Here is a 16,779-nt window from a genome sequence, read left to right as displayed (position 1 = left end):
CAATAAGAAATACCGTCATTCTTCTTGGAAAGAATGACGGTATTTTTTATTTATCCTCAAAAATAAAAATCTCATCAATCGTACTATGTAGTGCCTTCGCTATATCGTGAGCAAGTTGTAAGGAAGGATTGTATTTACCTTTTTCGAGATGACTAATTGTTTCACGTCGCACACCAACGCTCTTTGCTAAATCTTCTTGTGTCATGTTCAATTTGGCGCGGTATTCTTTTATCCTCGTTACGAACGCCATGGTGCATCTTCCATTTCATCAACAGGTTTATCATAAAAGAACATAGAAAAACCGAACGTAAGAATGAGTGTGCCGAAAATAAGAGCGATATCAATTTCTTGTAGCGCCGGGTTTGGAAATAACATTTCAATAAATATAATGATAGCGGTAGTTAGTAATGTAACGATAAATGCATTGCGACACGATTTATTGACAATTTGTTCAAACAGTTCATCGTGTTGAACTGTTCTATACGATGTGAAAAAGGAGAAGAAACAGAACATAGTAAACAATCCTTTTTCATAAAAAAATCCGAGGAAACCGAAGAAACCGAGAAATCCTAAATATTTTATCCAAGTTGTTTTCATGATAGGTCCTCCTTACGTTGTTAGAAATAAGTCACGTTATGTTATAAATATATCACAATTGGATAGGAATGGTAATAATAGTTTTCCAGTTTGCTTCATAATAATAGTAAAAAGAGGAAATATGCTGCGAAACAAAGAGGATAATATTGTAAAATGGTTGTAAGGAGGGGGAGGAAGGTATGCTAAATTGGATTATGATCGTTGTATTACTTGTAGTGATTACTGTCATTACGACGGTGTTAATTGGGCGAAAGGGTGATGCAAACTATAGTAAAGCGACAAAGGGGAATATTAGAAGGCTTACGATGATTTATATTATACTAGCTGTCGTTTTGATCGTTGGATTAGGTCTGTATATTTATTTCAAAGGTTAAAAAACTGAAAAATACAAAAATCTAAAAATAGAAGTATGCTATAATATCAATATAGTTATTTGGTAATTAAGGAAAGGATTGGATGGAATGATTGAAATTACGAATGTGTCAAAAAGTTATAATGGGTCTACTTATGCAGTAAAAGATTTAAGTTTATCTGTACCTAGCGGCGAAATCTTTGGATTTTTAGGACCGAATGGTGCGGGTAAATCCACGACAATTAAGATGATTACTGGCATTCACGGGGTGGACAAAGGGACTATTACGATTAATGGAAAAAATATTATGGAAGAGCCGATGGAAGCGAAGAAGACGTTTGGTTATGTGCCGGATAGCCCAGATATGTTTTTACGTTTAAAAGGAATTGAATATTTAAACTTTATGGCTGATATGTATGAAGTGCCGAAAGAAGTAAGACAAGAACGAATAGAGTCTTTAGCGAAGAAGTTTGATCTTTATAATGCATTATCTGATCAAATTCAAAGTTATTCGCACGGTATGAGACAAAAAATCGTTATTATTGGTGTGCTCGTGCATGAGCCAGATGTATGGATTTTAGATGAACCGTTAACAGGGCTTGATCCGAAATCTGCATATATTTTAAAAGAAATGATGAGAGAACATGCGGATAAAGGAAAGATTGTATTTTTCTCTACACACGTATTAGAAGTAGCGGAAAAAATATGTGACCGGGTTGCTATTATTAATAAGGGGAATTTGCAGTTTAAAGGAAATTTAGATGAAATGAGAGATCATTTTAAATCCAATGAATCACTTGAAAAAATGTTCTTGGAGATGACGGGCAATGAGTAAAATTTGGACGTTAACGAAGGTACTATTAAAGTTAAATTACGCAGATTTTATAGCAGATAAGAAGAAGCGATGGGCGTATTTATTTTCATTTGCAGCTATTTTATTTGTTGGATTTTTAATATTTGGTTCGATGACGCACGGAATGTATGAAGGTCTGAAACAATTAGGGCAAGGGCCGGGAATGATTATTGCAATGGGACTTGCGATTGCGAGTATATGGGTATTTTTAATGAGTATAACGAACATTTTAACTGTATTTTACTACAGCAATGATATTGAAATGTTACTGCCGTTACCATTAAAACCAGCGCAAATTATTTCGGCAAAATTTTTAACGGTATTAATTACACAATACGTAATGAGTTCATTTATTTTATTACCAATCTTCATTACGTACGGTTTAAAAAGTGGCGCATTTATTACATATTACATATATATGATTTTTATTTACTTACTCTTCCCAATCGTGCCGTTAGTATTAGCTTCGTTACTGATGACAATTATTATGAGGTATACAAATATAGCGAAAAATAAAGATCGAGGAAATATATTTATTGGAATCGTAAGTATATTATTTATTGTAGGAATTAACGTATTTATGCAGTGGAGAAATAAAAGTGCGTTTTCTGGAGATGGGGCTGCGGAATACCTTGTAAATAATCAATCTTCTCTTTTAGTACAAATGACAAATTATTTTCCAACTACATATTTTGGAGCAGTGGCATTAGTAGAAAATGCAAATTGGAAGGGACCTTTATATGTAATAATCTTTGCAGTTATTTCATTTGTCTTCTTTGTGTTGTTTTATTACATAGCAGAGCGTACATATTTAAAAGGGGTTATTGGACTTTCAACGAGTACAGCAAAGAAACAAGTTATTTCGGCGGAAGGTTTACAGAAATCAACAGTACAAAGTTCGCATTTAAAAGCGTATGTGAAAAAAGAATTTAAAACGTTATTCCGTACACCACAATTTTTCTTAAATTGCATTGTACAAACTTTCGTTATGCCAATTATGTTGTTCTTTATTTTATTTGTGCAAGATGGAAACTTAAAGTTTATTACAGAGTATATTAACAATCCAAAGACAACAGGATTTGCAATTGGTGTTGGTCTTTGTGCATCGTTATTTTTAATGGGTAGTAACGTCATTGCAACAACGTCATTTTCGCGAGATGGAAGCTCTTGGTTTGTGAATCGTTATTTACCAGTAAAGGCTTCGGATATCTTTTTTGCGAAAGCAATCACTGCTTGGTTAATTAATGTGATCATTTTAGCAGTATTCGGTATTACGATGGCAGTTGTAGCTGGGATTTCTCCAGTCTTTATGATACTGTGGTTTTTACTAAGTGCGAACGGGTTGTTATTAATTAATTTAATCGGAACACGCTGGGACGCGCAAACTGCAGATATTCATTGGGATACAGAGCAGAAATTATTTAAAAGTCGATATACAACTTTGTGGAATTTTTTAGCTAATATTTTAATAGCTTTAATTATTGTGGGGGGAGTAAGTGTATTATACTTCTTCCTTCATGTCGGACTGTGGGTTATGTTTATCGTTTTATTTGTAATGTTTACGATTGTAAATTATATCTTTATTAAAATGTTAAAATTAGGTGCTGAACGTATACTGTCAAATATTCAATAAGAAGATAGATCCTCTGTATTCATGCAGGGGATCTGTGTATAGATGGAGGAGAAAAAGGTGAAGAAAATAGCAATTGTAACAGGGGCAACTCGTCTGAATGGAATTGGTGCAGCTGTATGCAAGGTGCTTGCTCAAAAAGGGATAGACATTTTTTTCACGTACTGGCCAAAGTATGATAAAGCGATGCCATGGGGAATGAGTGATCAAGAACCCTTTTTGCTGAAAAAGGAAATTGAAAGTTACGATGTTCGATGTGAAATGGCAGAAATCAATTTATCGCAGTCTTATTCGCCAAATCGTTTGTTTTATATGGTATCAGAACGGTTAGGTGATCCATCTATTCTAGTTAATAATGCAGTATATTCTACTCATACGAGGATTGAGGAATTAGACGTAGAGCAGTTGGATAAACATTATACAGTTAATGTTCGGGCTACTATGCTATTAAGTTCATTGTTTATAAAACATTATTCACTTAAAACGGGCGGGAGTATTATTAATCTTACTTCAGGACAGTCAGTAGGTCCAATGCCAGATGAACTAGCATATGCAGCAACGAAAGGGGCAATTGAAGCATTTACAAAGTCAGTAGCACCAGTTGCGATGGAGAAGGGGATTACAGTGAATGCTGTAGATCCAGGACCGACGAATACAGGATGGATTACAGAGGAGCTGAAGCATCATTTAGTATGGAAGTTCCCGCAAGGTAAAGTAGGAGAACCGGTGGATGCTGCGCGCTTAATTTCTTTTTTAGTAAGTGAAGAAGCGAAATGGGTTACTGGGCAAGTCATTCACTCGAATGGTGGTTATTCATAAAAATATTATGTTAACAAATGTTGAGAAACAAAAAACGAAAGAAAATTTTATTTTTTTGTATAAATAAAATGTCAAGAAAGATAAAAATTTGATAGAAGAGTATATCGTCATATGAAGATAGTAATTCTTAATGTGACAATATACTCTTTTTCTTTTACTTGCGAGTAGAAAAATGAAGTAGAAGAAACTCGAATATTAAAATGAGTTTATCAGTTTTTGTACGTATTATTATGAAGATTACTGTCGGAAAGATGGTAATTCGTATGAAAAGGGATTTTTTAAGGGGGAATCGAATCGTAAAGGGGAGGATAAATTATGTAAAACATAGGGGGATTTATATGAAAATGAAAAAGGTCGCTATCGCATCGATAACAATTGGTACAATGCTTACTATGGCAGCTTGTAGTCCTTCAGCAGATAAAGAAACGGAAAAGAAAGAGCAAGTAACTGCGCAAAATGATGGAGAAGCAAAAACGACAAGTGCAGATGAAGCGTCAAAAACAACGAAAGATACCGAAAAAGAAACAAATACTTCTTCAAATGAAAAAACAGATAAGGATGCAAAAAATACGAAAGAATCATCAGGAACAGAAAGTAATGGCAAAACGTCAACTCAAAACGAGAATGTAAAAACAAAAGAAAAAGAGACGACAGGAAAAACGAATGATCAAACGACTAGTGGGAAAACAACAGATCAAAGCACAAGCACAAACAATAACGGAAAGACAACGAAAGATCCGAAGAAAAGTGTTGCTGTGAAAACGAATGTTAAAGAAGTTGTAGCATTAATTGATAGCTTGGACAAGCAGTTAGCTGCTAATCCAAAATTGGAAACAGTGAATAAGCTTGGCAAACAAATTAATGAAAAGTGGGATGTGATTGAAAAAGAGCTAGAAGCATCACATCCGACGGATTCTAAAACAATCGGTCAAAGTATGTATCCGTTAATTGTAGGAGCGGAGAAAGAAAAAATCGATATTAATAAAATGAAATCATTAACGACGAAAACGAAAAAAGATTTAAATCAGTTATTGACGAAACTTTCATAGTTTCAAAAGCCTACTCGTGTGAGTAGGCCTTTTTTAGGTTGTTGTAATGTGCATAGTATAACTTATTTATTTACATTTTCAATTACGATGCGAAAGGAACTGAATGCTTGTTGACTAACATAATCTTCTTCGCTAACTTTAAAAGGAAATGGAAAAGCGACGAGTTGAAAATTACTTTCCTGATCTACTGAAGGCAATGTGAAATTAAAGATTTGTCTCGTTTCAGGTGCAACCTTAGTATAAACGACTTTTCTATTGTTAAATATTTCAACTTGTTTCCAATCTTTAAAAGCCACGATTGCGTAAGTCATTTCATCATTTTTTTCATTACCGTTTGATAAAATTAATTGCTTGCCTTCCTTTTCAAAGAAGACAGTTTGTAAGTTCTCTTCACGGTTCGTAACAAATACTGGTTCGTAAAGACCATCTTTTAAAATAGCATTTGGATCTATAAGGGAGAGTTTTATTTTTTCGTTTTCTTTCTGAAGAAGATGCATTGAATACCGCATACTTAGAATATCTTCTAAAATAGCTGCTTTATTTAAGTTATTATCTTTTAATTTGTATTCAGGTTTTTTAATTATTAAAAAGGTTAATTCACTTGCATCAGGAGAAGTGTGTAAAGAGATTTTCGTAGTCATTGAACTGTTTGGTTTCATATCAAAAAAATAGTGTGATATTTCATTAGTAGTATCTTCTATTTTAAAAGGTTTTTGTTCGTAATCTTCTAGAACAATTAATCCATATTTTCGGTTTTCATTAATAGTATGTACGAATGATAATGTTACATTAATTTTATTATCCTCACTAGTAATTGTACTACCATTGTTAATATGTTGGCCTTGATTATCCTTCAATCCGTAAGAAATAGTATTGGTTTGTTGCTCTCGTTTATTTTCTATGGAAGGTGGATGAGGTTGTATGAATGAAGTATTGAACAAAATATAAATTGTAAGTAATGAAATAAGTAAAACACCGCTAATAATATATATTTGTTTCATAAATAGCACCTCAATATATGTAAAATATTATAGAAAAAAGATATGCAAGATGCATATCTTTTTTCTCTTTCTTACCAGAAAGCTTTTGTTTCGTGATTCACATCATTATAACCACTTAATTTATAGGTATGATTACCGATAGCGTAATCATCTCCATAATAAATGCTTGTGTTGGTCGCTGTAGCACTTACAAAGGATGATTTTTTTGCACTATTACTTTTCGTATTCACTAATGAGCCATCGCCATTGAAAGTTCTTGCTTTTGCATAAACATAGTCTTCGGTCGTAGTTGATTTCGATTTAGCAACTGCATAGGGGTTACCAAAAAAGGGAGTATATACGCTAATGTTAGAGTCATTCTTAGGTGCAGCTGCAATAGTCAAACTAGGAACACTAGATGTTTTTGTTGATTGAATTGTATCAAAGTCAACTAAAACGGGCTGCTTGTCTATAGTATCGACCTCTGAAGCACTTGCGTTATTAGTAAAACCAAAACCTAAAACCGCTAACCCTAAAGTTGTCACCGATAAAGATTTTTTCATATTCACTAATTTTCCCACCTTTTTAAATTTTTGAGTTCGAACTCAATTCATACAATATATGAAAATTTCGAAACTCTCAATGGTTTATTCCATACTTAACTTTTCTTTTACTTTCGATTCAACATGTCTTCATTTGCAAAAAAGCGAATATATCTTCTAATGCTTAGCCAGCAAGGGATACAGGTTTAACTTTATGAAATTCGTGTAAATTTAAATCTATTCATGTCAGAATCTCTGTTATTTTTAAGTTCATATGGGAAACTTATTAAAAAAAGGATGGTGACAAAAATGACAATCGATCGAATTTGTACAATTGGACCCGCAAGTAATAATAAAGAAACGTTAGCACAGTTAATAAAGAATGGTATGAAAATTGTTCGACTGAATTTATCGCATGGCACGCATGAAAGTCATAAAGACATCATTCGTTTAGTGAAATCATTAGATGACTCTATTAAATTTTTGGGTGATGTACAAGGTCCTAAAATAAGATTAGGTGAAGTGAAGGGAGAGCAAATTACACTTCAGGCAGGAGATTCTTTTATTTTACATACACAACCAGTTACAGGGAGTAATACAGAAGCAAGTGTTGATTATGAAGGAATTGCGAATGATGTGAAAGTAGGCAGTAGAATTTTAATTAATGATGGAGAAGTTGAATTAATTGTTGAAAAGATAAGTACGGATAAAATAGAAACGAAGGTAAAAACAGGTGGCAATATCTCATCTCATAAAGGAGTTAATTTACCAGATGCGGCTGTTCGTTTACCAGCTATTACAGAGAAAGATAAAAAAGATATTCAGTTTCTTTTAGAAGAGAATGTTGATTTTATCGCGTGTTCTTTCGTAAGAAAACCTAGTCATATAAAAGAAATACGAGATTTTATACAACAGTATAAAGAAACGTCACCTAATGTAATTGCAAAAATAGAAACGATGGAAGCAATCGAGAATTTTCAAGATATATGTAAAGAAGCAGATGGAATTATGATTGCAAGGGGCGATTTAGGAGTAGAGTTACCGTATCAATGCATTCCGCTTTTACAGAAAATGATGATTCAGGAATGTAATCGAACGAATACATATGTCATTACAGCAACACAAATGCTTCAATCTATGGTAGATCATTCTATTCCAACAAGGGCAGAGGTGACTGATGTGTTTCAAGCTGTACTGGACGGGACGAATGCAGTTATGCTTTCAGCTGAAAGTGCATCAGGAGAACATCCAATCGAAAGTGTGAGAACATTACGTCTCGTTTCAGAATTTGCGGAACATGTTAAAAAAGATGGACCTTTTGCGATGAAAGATGTACTGGAGTTACTGCATAAATCACTGAATGAGTGATGAATAAAAACACGAGGGCGGATATGCATCCGCCCTCGTGTTTTTCATTCATACTATTCTTGCTCTTGCTCATCCAAAATCTTTTCAAACGCAGCAGATACTTTATCAAACTCTTCATCATTTTCAATGTATGAAAACTCATTATCTTCTTCTACTTTTAAAAAGAAAATATCGATGTCTTCCTCAGTTTCTGTTTGGATATCTTCAACAAAGGCAACTGCAATATATTCTGCACCTTCGACATCCATCGCTCCAAGTACTTCTACTTCTTGCTCTTCATTATTCTCATCACTAAGAGTAAACACTTCGCCAACTTCAATATCAGACATATTCATTCTCCTCCTGTTCGACTCTAAAAATAGAGCACTCAAACTGTATACATACTAACATATCTTTCCATGAAAAACCAAATTCATACGTAAGAAAACAATTGATTCTTCTTTAGTATGAGTATACAGCTATTAGGAGGATTATTTGTCTGTGCTATATTACTTAATCCATTCAACAATTGTATCCATAGTCTGTCTTGTTTTATCACGCTTTGGCTCTTCTTTACGGTAACCAAAGGCAACCATAACTGATACTTCAAAGTTATCGTCTTGTATAATGCCTTCTTGACGAAGTAAAGAATCTACTTCCTCTTTATCAAATCCTTCTATTGGACAAGAATCAATACCGATTTGAGCTGCGCTCGTCATCATATTACCTAAAGCAATATAAGTTTGTTTAGATGCCCAATCAAATACAGCACGATCGGATTGTAATAAGTTAAAATCTGTTTCCTGGAACTTTTTGAAGAATTCATATCTAATTTTTTGAGTGTCTTCAGGCAATCCAATAATATCGTTCATCATATATTTAATATACTCTGCATCATAATGCATATCTTTAATGTTTCTTGAAAGAACAATAACAAAATGACTAGCTGTTGCAAGTTGCCCACCAGCGCCCCATGAATACGGTTGTAGTTTTTCTCTTAATTCTTTATTTTGTACGACAATAAATTTCCAAGGCTCATATCCAAAAGAAGAAGGAGATAGTCTGCCTGTTTCTAAAATGAATTTGAAATCCTCTTCTGAAATTTTGTGCATAGGATCGAATTCTTTACATGCATGTCTGAAATGAAAAGCCTCCATAATCTTTTCTTTTGTAATTTCGTTTGTATTTGTCATAAAAGTTCCTCTTTTCATGAATTTATTTTTGTAAGTAAATTATATTTTTAAAGTAACATAGATACAAGTACGCACATTTATGTGGTATAGTATCAAAAAAGATACTAATGTTAAGGGAAGGGATTTATTATGGATTGTCCAAACGAAAATAATATAAATTACCCATTTTTAAATAAATATTCTTGTCCAGTTGAAGCTATGGTTGAGGTGATTGGAGGGAAATGGAAAGGGGTAATTTTGTATCATTTATTAGATGGTACAAAGCGCTTTAATGAATTAAAAAGATTAAAACCAAATATCACACAAAGAATGTTAACGCTGCAGCTGAGAGAACTTGAAGCTGATGGCATTATACATCGTGAAGTATACCGTGAAGTGCCACCTAAAGTTGAATATTCGTTAACTGAGCTTGGTGAATCACTACGTCCAGTGATTCTATTAATGATGGAATGGGCAACTCATAATATGGAGAAAGTTTTGGAGAGTAGGAATACGAAAAATAATAATTAAGAGTTGAAATTGTTATAGAAGAAATAATTGTAGAAATAAAAGGTGCTTTCATACGTGAAAACACCTTTTATTTCTATATTTTTTACTTTTTAACTTCAACTGCTGAAGTTGGAAAGTTATTTAAGTTTGCAGTTTGACCATACCAATCAGCATGTTTAAAAACAACATCTTTTCCATATCCGTCAGTTGAAGTACGTTCCCATAGTGTTGTTGAATAGCTAGCAGTAGGAGCTGCTGTACGTACAGAAACAATTTGATTTTGCCAACTAGCAGACAAGTTTTTATAACCGCTACTTAGTGAAAAATACTCGCTACCTTGATTTGTGAGTTTATAGAAGTCTGTACTACCAGGTCCGCTTCCTCCAACACCAAGGGGAGTGATTGAATGATTCAACCTTTGTTTATCTTTTTCAATAAAAGACTCTAAACTTTCTTTGCTCGAAAATCCATAAGATAACCAGTCTCCATTTTGATTTTGTTTCGGTAGAACTAACGTTATTTTTACGTCTTCCCTTGATGGAGCACTCAATTTGTTAAACGAATCAACAGTCTTTTCATCTACAGTTACATATTCGAAAGAGGAAATCGTATAATCTTTTTCGGTACTAGCTGATACTAATCCCATTCCTCCAGTTAACGACGAAACAGTTAATAATGCACCTGCTACCAACTTTTTAAGCATGGATTCATCTCCTTAAAACTTAGATTTTTTACATAACTAAAATGTATGTTAATTCGAATGTATTATAAATATTTAGAAATTTATAAAAATTAAACAGAATATTCTTTTATTATTCTGGAGTAAGGAGGGGAATTTAAAAAAGGATTTACTTAAAAAGTAAATCCTTTTTGGGTGTTAGCAATGAAGTTATTGTGTAAGTTTTGCAATTTGCTAACCGACTTCAAAACTCTACTGATTAAAGTTTCATTTCATCCTGTTATGAATCATACACTTCTTTTGCATTCGTAGAAGCAGCATCTAATAAAAGGAAAATGGCTGCTATCATATGTAGAAAGATGTCTATATAAGGAAAGAAGGCAACTAGAGTAACGATAATACCGATATAATGAGGGTACGTATTCATGCCTTCTTTTTTAGCTAATAAAATAGTATTGATATGTAAAACAATCAATAGTAGTAAAGGTAACCCATATAGGTTAACAAGACTTGGAAATACATAATAACAAGGAAGTAATAAAAGATGATAGATCCCTGTAGTCCACTTTAGTGCTTGAATGTAGGTTTTTAAAGTTAATCCTCCTAAAACAATTCGTATCTATATATTACCAAAAATAATAGGTAATTGGATATTGTTTATTTGTATTTTTAATAGATTATAATAATTTTATGTAAACTAATTGTTAGGTATCTATAAAATAGAAATACCACCCAAACGAGGGTGGTTCGTATTATAAATAATTACTTAAAGAAGAAATCGGAACCTTCACCTCACTACCTTCCTTCATATTCCGCAACACAACAGTGTTTGTACTAAGTTCGTTTTCCCCAATAATAAGCACATAAGGGATATTCTCTTTATTGGCATAATTAAGGGCACGTTTTAATTTGCGTCCTGCTAGTTCTAGTTCAACTTTTAAGGAAGTGGTAGAACGTAATTGCTGGGCAATTTGTAAGCATTGTAACTCTGTCCCGAGTGGGATGATAAATAGATCCGCTGTAGATGAGATTGTTTCTTTCTGCGATAGTGCTGTATAAATAACGTCTAAACCGAATGAAATACCGACTGTTGGATAGTTCATATTATCACCACGGAATGCTCCGATAATGTTATGGTAACGGCCGCCGCTACCGATGCTAGATGTAATCGATCTATCTTTTAAAAAGATTTCATATACAGTACCTGTATACATTGTGAGTCCTCGCGCTAAAAACGGGTTGAATATCGTATTTTCATTTATTCCAAGAGCGATTAAATATTGCTGTAATTGTTGTAGTTCGTTTACTCCATCGGCAACGAGTGGATTATTGAAAGCTTCTTTAAAGTCAGCGATAGTAAGTTTTAGACAAGATAATACGGTATTACATATCGTATCAGCCATTTCTTCAGAAATTCCGCGCTCTAATACGTCTTTTCGTACACCATCAATCCCAATCTTTTCGATTTTATCTAATGATAAAATGACGTCACTTGTTAACTCAGTAGGGATGTTAATGGCCTGAAGAATACCATTTAACAATTTTCGGTTATTATATTGAATCGTTATCTCTAAGTTTAACGTTCGGAACAGCTCAAACGCCATAGCCATAAGTTCAGCTTCTGCCATGACAGACTCAACACCGACGATATCAACGTCGCATTGTATAAATTCACGAAATCTTCCTTGTTTAATTGGCCCATCTCGAAATACTTTCCCAATCTCATAACGTTTAAAAGGGAGGCGGAGGTTCGGATTCATTGCCACAACCTTTGCGAATGGAATAGTTAAATCGTATCGTAAGGCGAGCTCACGTTTTCCTTGATCCTGAAGTGTATATATTTCTTTTAATATTTCATCGCCACCGCCGTACTTGTAAGACATAAGCTCATACATATTTAACGTCGGCGTTTCTAAAGGTTTGCATCCGTATCGTTCAAACGTATCTTCACAAGCTCTTTTAATTTTATTTCGCAGCACTTGCTCCTCTGGTAAATAGTCTTTCGTTCCTTTTACATTTCTCATTTCCATCATAATCACTCCTTTTTCAAATTAAAAAAAGCTATGCAGGTATAAAAATACCCACATAGCTTTATGAACGCTTCGTGGGTCAACAGGAAAAGCCCTGTACCCACGAAGAAAAATTTTTCTTCGGATACACGGCGTTACGTTTGATGATGAAGTTGGAAAGAAGTATTAAAATTTAGCATTGCAAATCTCTCCTTAACGTAAGTTTTTCCAAATTATATCAGATGATTTTTGAATTATCAATATTTTTAGTTTTGAAATATACGTGAAGTTATGTAGGAGAAATGGAAAAGGGTGTATAATAAAACTTAATAATATGAAATAACCTTTTAAGGAGATCACTATGAAAAAAGATAAAACAAATGCGATGCGAATATTAGATAAAGAAAAAATTGAATATTCGATGATGTCATATGATCCAGACGATGGGAAAATTGATGGCGTATCAGTAGCCGAGAAAATTGGAAGAGAAGTGAGAGAAGTATATAAAACGTTAATCGCTCAAGGGAATAGTAAAAATTATCATGTGTTTATTATTCCGGTAGATGAGGAACTAAATTTAAAAGCTGCCGCAAAAGCAGTAAGTGAAAAGAAAATTGAAATGATTCCTGTTAAAGATATTACGAAAGTGTCAGGATATATTCGTGGTGGTTGCTCACCAGTCGGAATGAAGAAGTTATTTTCTACATGTATTGATGAAAGTGCCCAATCACTTGAAATGATGATAGTAAGTGGCGGGAAAATTGGTATACAAATTGAGCTTAAAGTAGATGACTTGGCGAAAGTGACGAGAGCGCAGTTTGGAGAGGTAACGAAGTAAATATACATAGGAAAAGAAGTTCTAGTTTTATCCCGCTATTTGCCGGGCAGTAAGACCCTCATCTCAAATTTCAGCGGAAGCAAAGAAATTAGGTGGGGATCAACTGCCCGTAAAAGCCCAATTGGTGAGGGCTGATTAAAGTTTCACTTTATTGAATTTAGATAATAATTTATAGGATAGTTAGTCCGTTATGGGGCTGATTATCCTATTTTATTTACAAACTGGATAAAGATTGAATGTTTAGTTTGATATAGGCATGTAATCTGAATTGTTTGTTTGGCTTTGGGAGAAGGTAAAACCTCGATGCAAGAACTTGAAATAAACAAGCAGGGTTTATTCTTAAAGATAGACAAAGAACAGGAGAGTGTTTTAATGAGGAGTCAAGAAATATCCATAAGAAAGCACAAATTGGGGGATGCCAGTATTTTTGAAAAAACACGCTAATAGTATGCAAGATTTTATACAGTTTTTTGGCTAATCCAGTAACAAACAAGAGCACTAAAACCACGTTAGGATAGGAATGTATATAATATGTATAGATTCATAGAACTAAAAAAGGGTTCACTTGTGAGAGCAGGGTTGTCCTTTTTCCTCGCTAACGCTAATGATGGGTTATGTTAACCTCATATGTATAGAATATACAGTTAACTAAAAATGAAAAGTTTACAATTAAAAATGAACAATAAAAAACAGTAATGTAAAATCACTACTGTTTTTTATTGTTTCTTATAAGTGAATCATTTGTACTCCTGTCTATATAATTTAAACGAATAAATAGCTCCAATAAAGAATACAAAAGCTTCAAATAATATAAAGATTTGACGGAAATTCTCAATATCTTTACCAACTAAAGAAATAAATATAGCATTCATTAGAATTTGAGTAGTAAACATACGAGAAGTAATTTTTAAATAAATAGCATTTGTTCTTTCAACCGGTTTACCAATTTTTTTGTAAATAATAATAAGTGCAATTACTGAACCAAAAAATAGAAGTGCTGTAAGTCCTACAACGATATTAAAATTGGCTGTACTTTCTAACATCCATTTATTTAATAGATCGATCATTATTATCTTCCTTTCCTACATAAGAGAATATTTTGTTCTTCTTTTTCACTATAATAAAAAAAGGAAAAAGAAAACATCGAACTTTCTTACAAACATTCGTGTATTCTTACAGTTTTGTCATTTTGTAAATGTATTCACCGCCCTGTTTTTCACTATTTTCTTTGGAAAACATAGTGAATTACGAGAAAGAGCGCTACAAGATCAACTTCTGAGAACAAAAATCATGTAAATAAGCTGTTCACTGGATTCTCGTAGAAAACTTTGGTGAGATAAAATTTTTGATTTTGTAGCACTTTAAAATCTTAGCTAGAGGGCTATTTATCGGTATCCCACAATAAAAAGGCAGGAACATATCAAATATGTTCCTGCCTTTGATTTTATTAAGTTTAATATCTATGACCTAAATATAATAGAATTTGGAGCTTCTTTTTATTTTAAATAAATTGGGTAATTAGACTATAACATTAATGTTTATCATTGAATATAATAATATAATGGAGGTGGTGTTATATGGCTCTTACTACAGGACCAATTGAAAACGTAGGAAATCAACCTGCTAATGCAAATAAAGTTAGGGTGAAGATCCTTAACCGTACTACGGGCCCACTTACTGGAGTAGCTAGAGTTTTTAGACTTGACGGTTCATTAGTATTAATTGAACAGGTAAACTTCAATGTGAATTCTAATGCTTCTACTTTTGCAACTCTAAGTTTAGTTCATCCTGCTCTTGGACAAGCATTTGAATATGAAGTTCAAATTGTTCCTAATCAACCTGGTGGACTATATAGTGTTTATGGACTAACAGCTGAAAATGTTATTATTACTGCACAACGTGTTGTGAACTCAGAATTGACACAGTTTCTTTAATTAAAATAGATTGGTGCCTACATGGTATCCAATCTATTTTTGTACGTATTATTCAGAGAAAGAAAGGTTTTACACAAAAATAAAGATAGTTATGGAAAAGGGAAAAGTCGAGCTATCATCTTAATTTTTATTATTTCTGTCTTAGACCGTATCTGTTTTGTGGCACGGTTTTCTTTGAATGCATTTTATTCAAACTGTTTTTTAAAGTATTTATCAAATATGCATTATTGCATAAATAAATTTAAATTTATAAGTTAATATTAAACTACTTTTTAGTTGTAAAGAATATGTTAATAATCTTTATAAGAAAAGGATATTCCTTGTAAAAAGTGAAATTGTTTGGAATGTGAATAAACAAAAAGTTTAGAAGTGATACAGACTGGATAGAGTCTTGTATTAAATAAACAGAAAAGGGGTATGGGTTTCTAAAAGGTTTCGGGGGTTAGAAAGCACTTTTTAGTTAATAGCTTTAAATTATATTTTAAAGGGGAATGGGTATATGAAGTTTCGAAATACAAAGATTGCTATGGTTACACTATCTTCATTTTTTATTTTAGGTTCTGCATCTCTATCATTCACAGATACTATACATGGTGAAGTGGTTCCTGCATCAGCACAGGAGATTATTGTAAAAAATTATGACGATACATATTATAATAACGCAATAGGAAAAACGGGGTTAGAATTAAAGAAGGAATTGCATAATATTATTGATAATCATACAAAGTTATCATACAGTGCGGTTTGGGACGCGTTAAGAGATACTGATGAAGATCCGAATAATAAAAATAATGTGATACTCTTATATACTGGTCGTTCGCAAGGGAAACTTACGAATGGATCAGGAGTAAATAACTGGAACCGAGAGCATGTTTGGGCAAAATCTCACGGTGACTTTGGAACGACTGCAGGACCTGGAACAGATCTACATCATTTAAGAGCGACGGATGTATCTGTAAATAGTTCACGTGGAAATCTAGATTTTGATAACGGTGGTGTAAATCATTCTGAAGCGACAGAATGTAAATATGATAGTGATTCTTGGGAACCTCGTGATAGTGTAAAAGGAGATATTGCTAGAATGCTGTTTTATATGGCTGTTCGTTACGAGGGAGACAACGGCGAAATAGATTTAGAACTAAATGAAAAAGTGAATAACAATAAAGATCCATACATGGGGAAACTATCTGTCTTATTAAAATGGAATGAACAAGACCCGGTCGATGATTTAGAGCGAAAGCGTAATGAAGTGATTTTTACAAAATATCAACATAACCGCAACCCTTTTATTGATCATCCAGAATGGGTAAATAAAATCTGGAACTAAGATTTTTAAAGGTATTATATTTTGATAAAAGGGATTGATCATTATGATCAATCCCTTCTTATATTTTTACTAGAATAAATGATTTTTATAGGACTAGTGAGGGAAATAGAATAGATATTTATATGGAACGATAGTACTTAT

21 protein-coding genes and 1 pseudogene are annotated in these 16,779 nt (G+C 33.1%); 12 read left to right on the top strand and 10 right to left on the bottom strand.

The genetic code is table 11. The features are described from left to right. Positions 1-46 precede the first annotated feature (46 nt). Both ACUN13_RS18805 and ACUN13_RS18800 read right to left on the bottom strand, forming a co-directional pair. A complete protein-coding gene (locus ACUN13_RS18805; protein WP_016122876.1) occupies positions 47-250 on the bottom strand; it encodes a helix-turn-helix transcriptional regulator in 204 nt (67 codons plus the stop codon). After that, a complete protein-coding gene (locus ACUN13_RS18800; RefSeq protein WP_000859208.1) occupies positions 238-597 on the bottom strand; it encodes a DUF3796 domain-containing protein in 360 nt (119 codons plus the stop codon). The genes ACUN13_RS18805 and ACUN13_RS18800 overlap by 13 nt, the downstream gene beginning before the upstream one ends. A 179-nt stretch (positions 598-776) precedes the next feature. On the opposite strand from ACUN13_RS18800, the gene ACUN13_RS18795 reads away from it, so the two are divergent. From ACUN13_RS18795 to ACUN13_RS18775, 5 genes are all read left to right on the top strand, one after another. Further along, positions 777-971, top strand: a complete 195-nt coding sequence (locus ACUN13_RS18795; RefSeq protein ID WP_257115563.1) for a hypothetical protein — start codon at positions 777-779, stop codon at positions 969-971. 87 nt (positions 972-1,058) lie between these two features. Continuing rightward, positions 1,059-1,784 (top strand): ABC transporter ATP-binding protein, encoded by a 726-nt coding sequence (locus tag ACUN13_RS18790; RefSeq protein ID WP_000570204.1) that lies wholly within the window; start codon positions 1,059-1,061, stop codon positions 1,782-1,784. Then, entirely contained in the window at positions 1,777-3,435 is a 1,659-nt protein-coding gene (locus ACUN13_RS18785) for a putative ABC transporter permease subunit (RefSeq protein ID WP_000036853.1), read from the top strand. The genes ACUN13_RS18790 and ACUN13_RS18785 overlap by 8 nt, the downstream gene beginning before the upstream one ends. Positions 3,436-3,492: 57 nt before the next feature. Then, entirely contained in the window at positions 3,493-4,251 is a 759-nt protein-coding gene (locus ACUN13_RS18780) for an SDR family oxidoreductase (RefSeq protein ID WP_000716965.1), read from the top strand. Positions 4,252-4,589: 338 nt separating this feature from the next. Then, a complete protein-coding gene (locus ACUN13_RS18775; protein ID WP_000782542.1) occupies positions 4,590-5,300 on the top strand; it encodes a hypothetical protein in 711 nt (236 codons plus the stop codon). A gap of 62 nt (positions 5,301-5,362) precedes the next feature. Here ACUN13_RS18775 and ACUN13_RS18770 read toward each other — a convergent pair whose 3' ends face one another. Together ACUN13_RS18770 and ACUN13_RS18765 are read right to left on the bottom strand one after the other, a co-directional pair. Then, positions 5,363-6,301 carry a hypothetical protein gene (locus ACUN13_RS18770; RefSeq protein ID WP_257115562.1) on the bottom strand — a complete coding sequence of 313 codons (939 nt, stop codon included), beginning with the start codon at positions 6,299-6,301 and terminating at the stop codon, positions 5,363-5,365. Positions 6,302-6,372: 71 nt separating this feature from the next. Continuing rightward, positions 6,373-6,849, bottom strand: a complete 477-nt coding sequence (locus ACUN13_RS18765; protein ID WP_257115561.1) for a XoxI protein — start codon at positions 6,847-6,849, stop codon at positions 6,373-6,375. A 282-nt stretch (positions 6,850-7,131) separates the two neighbouring features. Here ACUN13_RS18765 and ACUN13_RS18760 point away from each other — a divergent pair, with 282 nt between their 5' ends. After that, the gene (locus tag ACUN13_RS18760; protein ID WP_000151078.1) at positions 7,132-8,190 is read left to right on the top strand and encodes a pyruvate kinase; all 1,059 of its coding nucleotides are present in this window, start codon (positions 7,132-7,134) and stop codon (positions 8,188-8,190) included. A 53-nt stretch (positions 8,191-8,243) separates the two neighbouring features. Here ACUN13_RS18760 and ACUN13_RS18755 read toward each other — a convergent pair whose 3' ends face one another. Together ACUN13_RS18755 and ACUN13_RS18750 are read right to left on the bottom strand one after the other, a co-directional pair. Then, positions 8,244-8,525 carry a DUF1292 domain-containing protein gene (locus tag ACUN13_RS18755; RefSeq protein ID WP_002005464.1) on the bottom strand — a complete coding sequence of 94 codons (282 nt, stop codon included), beginning with the start codon at positions 8,523-8,525 and terminating at the stop codon, positions 8,244-8,246. A gap of 153 nt (positions 8,526-8,678) precedes the next feature. Beyond that, positions 8,679-9,362: an NAD(P)H-dependent oxidoreductase gene (locus tag ACUN13_RS18750; RefSeq protein WP_000185713.1), complete on the bottom strand. Its 684-nt coding sequence runs from the start codon at positions 9,360-9,362 to the stop codon at positions 8,679-8,681. Between the two features lie 129 nt (positions 9,363-9,491). Here ACUN13_RS18750 and ACUN13_RS18745 point away from each other — a divergent pair, with 129 nt between their 5' ends. Continuing rightward, the gene (locus ACUN13_RS18745) at positions 9,492-9,872 is read left to right on the top strand and encodes a winged helix-turn-helix transcriptional regulator (RefSeq protein ID WP_000340580.1); all 381 of its coding nucleotides are present in this window, start codon (positions 9,492-9,494) and stop codon (positions 9,870-9,872) included. Positions 9,873-9,954: 82 nt separating this feature from the next. Here the strand turns inward: ACUN13_RS18745 and ACUN13_RS18740 are convergent, their stop codons facing one another. The 3 genes from ACUN13_RS18740 to ACUN13_RS18730 all read right to left on the bottom strand — a co-directional run bounded on the left by ACUN13_RS18740 (position 9,955) and on the right by ACUN13_RS18730 (position 12,563). Then, on the bottom strand, positions 9,955-10,554 hold the full coding sequence (locus tag ACUN13_RS18740; RefSeq protein WP_445423895.1) for a hypothetical protein: 600 nt from the start codon (positions 10,552-10,554) through the stop codon (positions 9,955-9,957). Between the two features lie 256 nt (positions 10,555-10,810). After that, a complete protein-coding gene (locus ACUN13_RS18735) occupies positions 10,811-11,143 on the bottom strand; it encodes a hypothetical protein (protein ID WP_257116096.1) in 333 nt (110 codons plus the stop codon). A 139-nt stretch (positions 11,144-11,282) separates the two neighbouring features. Continuing rightward, entirely contained in the window at positions 11,283-12,563 is a 1,281-nt protein-coding gene (locus ACUN13_RS18730) for a histidine--tRNA ligase (RefSeq protein WP_345893688.1), read from the bottom strand. A 337-nt stretch (positions 12,564-12,900) separates the two neighbouring features. On the opposite strand from ACUN13_RS18730, the gene ybaK reads away from it, so the two are divergent. Next, the gene (ybaK, locus tag ACUN13_RS18725) at positions 12,901-13,377 is read left to right on the top strand and encodes a Cys-tRNA(Pro) deacylase (RefSeq protein WP_257115559.1); all 477 of its coding nucleotides are present in this window, start codon (positions 12,901-12,903) and stop codon (positions 13,375-13,377) included. Between the two features lie 303 nt (positions 13,378-13,680). Continuing rightward, entirely contained in the window at positions 13,681-13,821 is a 141-nt protein-coding gene (locus tag ACUN13_RS18720) for a hypothetical protein (protein WP_001156924.1), read from the top strand. 293 nt (positions 13,822-14,114) lie between these two features. On the opposite strand, the gene ACUN13_RS18715 is transcribed toward ACUN13_RS18720, so the two are convergent. Beyond that, entirely contained in the window at positions 14,115-14,444 is a 330-nt protein-coding gene (locus ACUN13_RS18715) for a hypothetical protein (RefSeq protein ID WP_000566268.1), read from the bottom strand. Between the two features lie 139 nt (positions 14,445-14,583). Here ACUN13_RS18715 and ACUN13_RS18710 point away from each other — a divergent pair. The 3 genes and pseudogenes from ACUN13_RS18710 to ACUN13_RS18700 all read left to right on the top strand — a co-directional run. Beyond that, positions 14,584-14,670: pseudogene (locus tag ACUN13_RS18710) on the top strand (transposase); the annotation flags it as partial. Between the two features lie 284 nt (positions 14,671-14,954). Further along, on the top strand, positions 14,955-15,311 hold the full coding sequence (locus ACUN13_RS18705; protein ID WP_257115558.1) for an ATPase: 357 nt from the start codon (positions 14,955-14,957) through the stop codon (positions 15,309-15,311). A 499-nt stretch (positions 15,312-15,810) separates the two neighbouring features. Then, a complete protein-coding gene (locus ACUN13_RS18700; RefSeq protein WP_000672192.1) occupies positions 15,811-16,638 on the top strand; it encodes an endonuclease I family protein in 828 nt (275 codons plus the stop codon). Positions 16,639-16,779 lie beyond the last annotated feature (141 nt).

Source organism: Bacillus cereus group sp. Bce041 (assembly GCF_052646455.1).
Note: the sequence above shows the minus strand (reverse complement) of the source record. Positions and strands in the feature narration are given on the sequence as shown.

What these genes read in the sequence shown, in the direction of transcription:
- ACUN13_RS18805 (WP_016122876.1), bottom strand. Translation starts at nt 250, where the DNA reads ATGGCGTTCGTAACGAGGATAAAAGAATACCGCGCCAAATTGAACATG.
- ACUN13_RS18800 (WP_000859208.1), bottom strand. Translation starts at nt 597, where the DNA reads ATGAAAACAACTTGGATAAAATATTTAGGATTTCTCGGTTTCTTCGGT.
- ACUN13_RS18795 (WP_257115563.1), top strand. Translation starts at nt 777, where the DNA reads ATGCTAAATTGGATTATGATCGTTGTATTACTTGTAGTGATTACTGTC.
- ACUN13_RS18790 (WP_000570204.1), top strand. Translation starts at nt 1,059, where the DNA reads ATGATTGAAATTACGAATGTGTCAAAAAGTTATAATGGGTCTACTTAT.
- ACUN13_RS18785 (WP_000036853.1), top strand. Translation starts at nt 1,777, where the DNA reads ATGAGTAAAATTTGGACGTTAACGAAGGTACTATTAAAGTTAAATTAC.
- ACUN13_RS18775 (WP_000782542.1), top strand. Translation starts at nt 4,590, where the DNA reads ATGAAAATGAAAAAGGTCGCTATCGCATCGATAACAATTGGTACAATG.
- ACUN13_RS18770 (WP_257115562.1), bottom strand. Translation starts at nt 6,301, where the DNA reads ATGAAACAAATATATATTATTAGCGGTGTTTTACTTATTTCATTACTT.
- ACUN13_RS18760 (WP_000151078.1), top strand. Translation starts at nt 7,132, where the DNA reads ATGACAATCGATCGAATTTGTACAATTGGACCCGCAAGTAATAATAAA.
- ACUN13_RS18755 (WP_002005464.1), bottom strand. Translation starts at nt 8,525, where the DNA reads ATGAATATGTCTGATATTGAAGTTGGCGAAGTGTTTACTCTTAGTGAT.
- ACUN13_RS18750 (WP_000185713.1), bottom strand. Translation starts at nt 9,362, where the DNA reads ATGACAAATACAAACGAAATTACAAAAGAAAAGATTATGGAGGCTTTT.
- ACUN13_RS18745 (WP_000340580.1), top strand. Translation starts at nt 9,492, where the DNA reads ATGGATTGTCCAAACGAAAATAATATAAATTACCCATTTTTAAATAAA.
- ACUN13_RS18740 (WP_445423895.1), bottom strand. Translation starts at nt 10,554, where the DNA reads ATGCTTAAAAAGTTGGTAGCAGGTGCATTATTAACTGTTTCGTCGTTA.
- ACUN13_RS18730 (WP_345893688.1), bottom strand. Translation starts at nt 12,563, where the DNA reads ATGATGGAAATGAGAAATGTAAAAGGAACGAAAGACTATTTACCAGAG.
- ybaK (WP_257115559.1), top strand. Translation starts at nt 12,901, where the DNA reads ATGAAAAAAGATAAAACAAATGCGATGCGAATATTAGATAAAGAAAAA.
- ACUN13_RS18720 (WP_001156924.1), top strand. Translation starts at nt 13,681, where the DNA reads ATGCAAGAACTTGAAATAAACAAGCAGGGTTTATTCTTAAAGATAGAC.
- ACUN13_RS18715 (WP_000566268.1), bottom strand. Translation starts at nt 14,444, where the DNA reads ATGATCGATCTATTAAATAAATGGATGTTAGAAAGTACAGCCAATTTT.
- ACUN13_RS18705 (WP_257115558.1), top strand. Translation starts at nt 14,955, where the DNA reads ATGGCTCTTACTACAGGACCAATTGAAAACGTAGGAAATCAACCTGCT.
- ACUN13_RS18700 (WP_000672192.1), top strand. Translation starts at nt 15,811, where the DNA reads ATGAAGTTTCGAAATACAAAGATTGCTATGGTTACACTATCTTCATTT.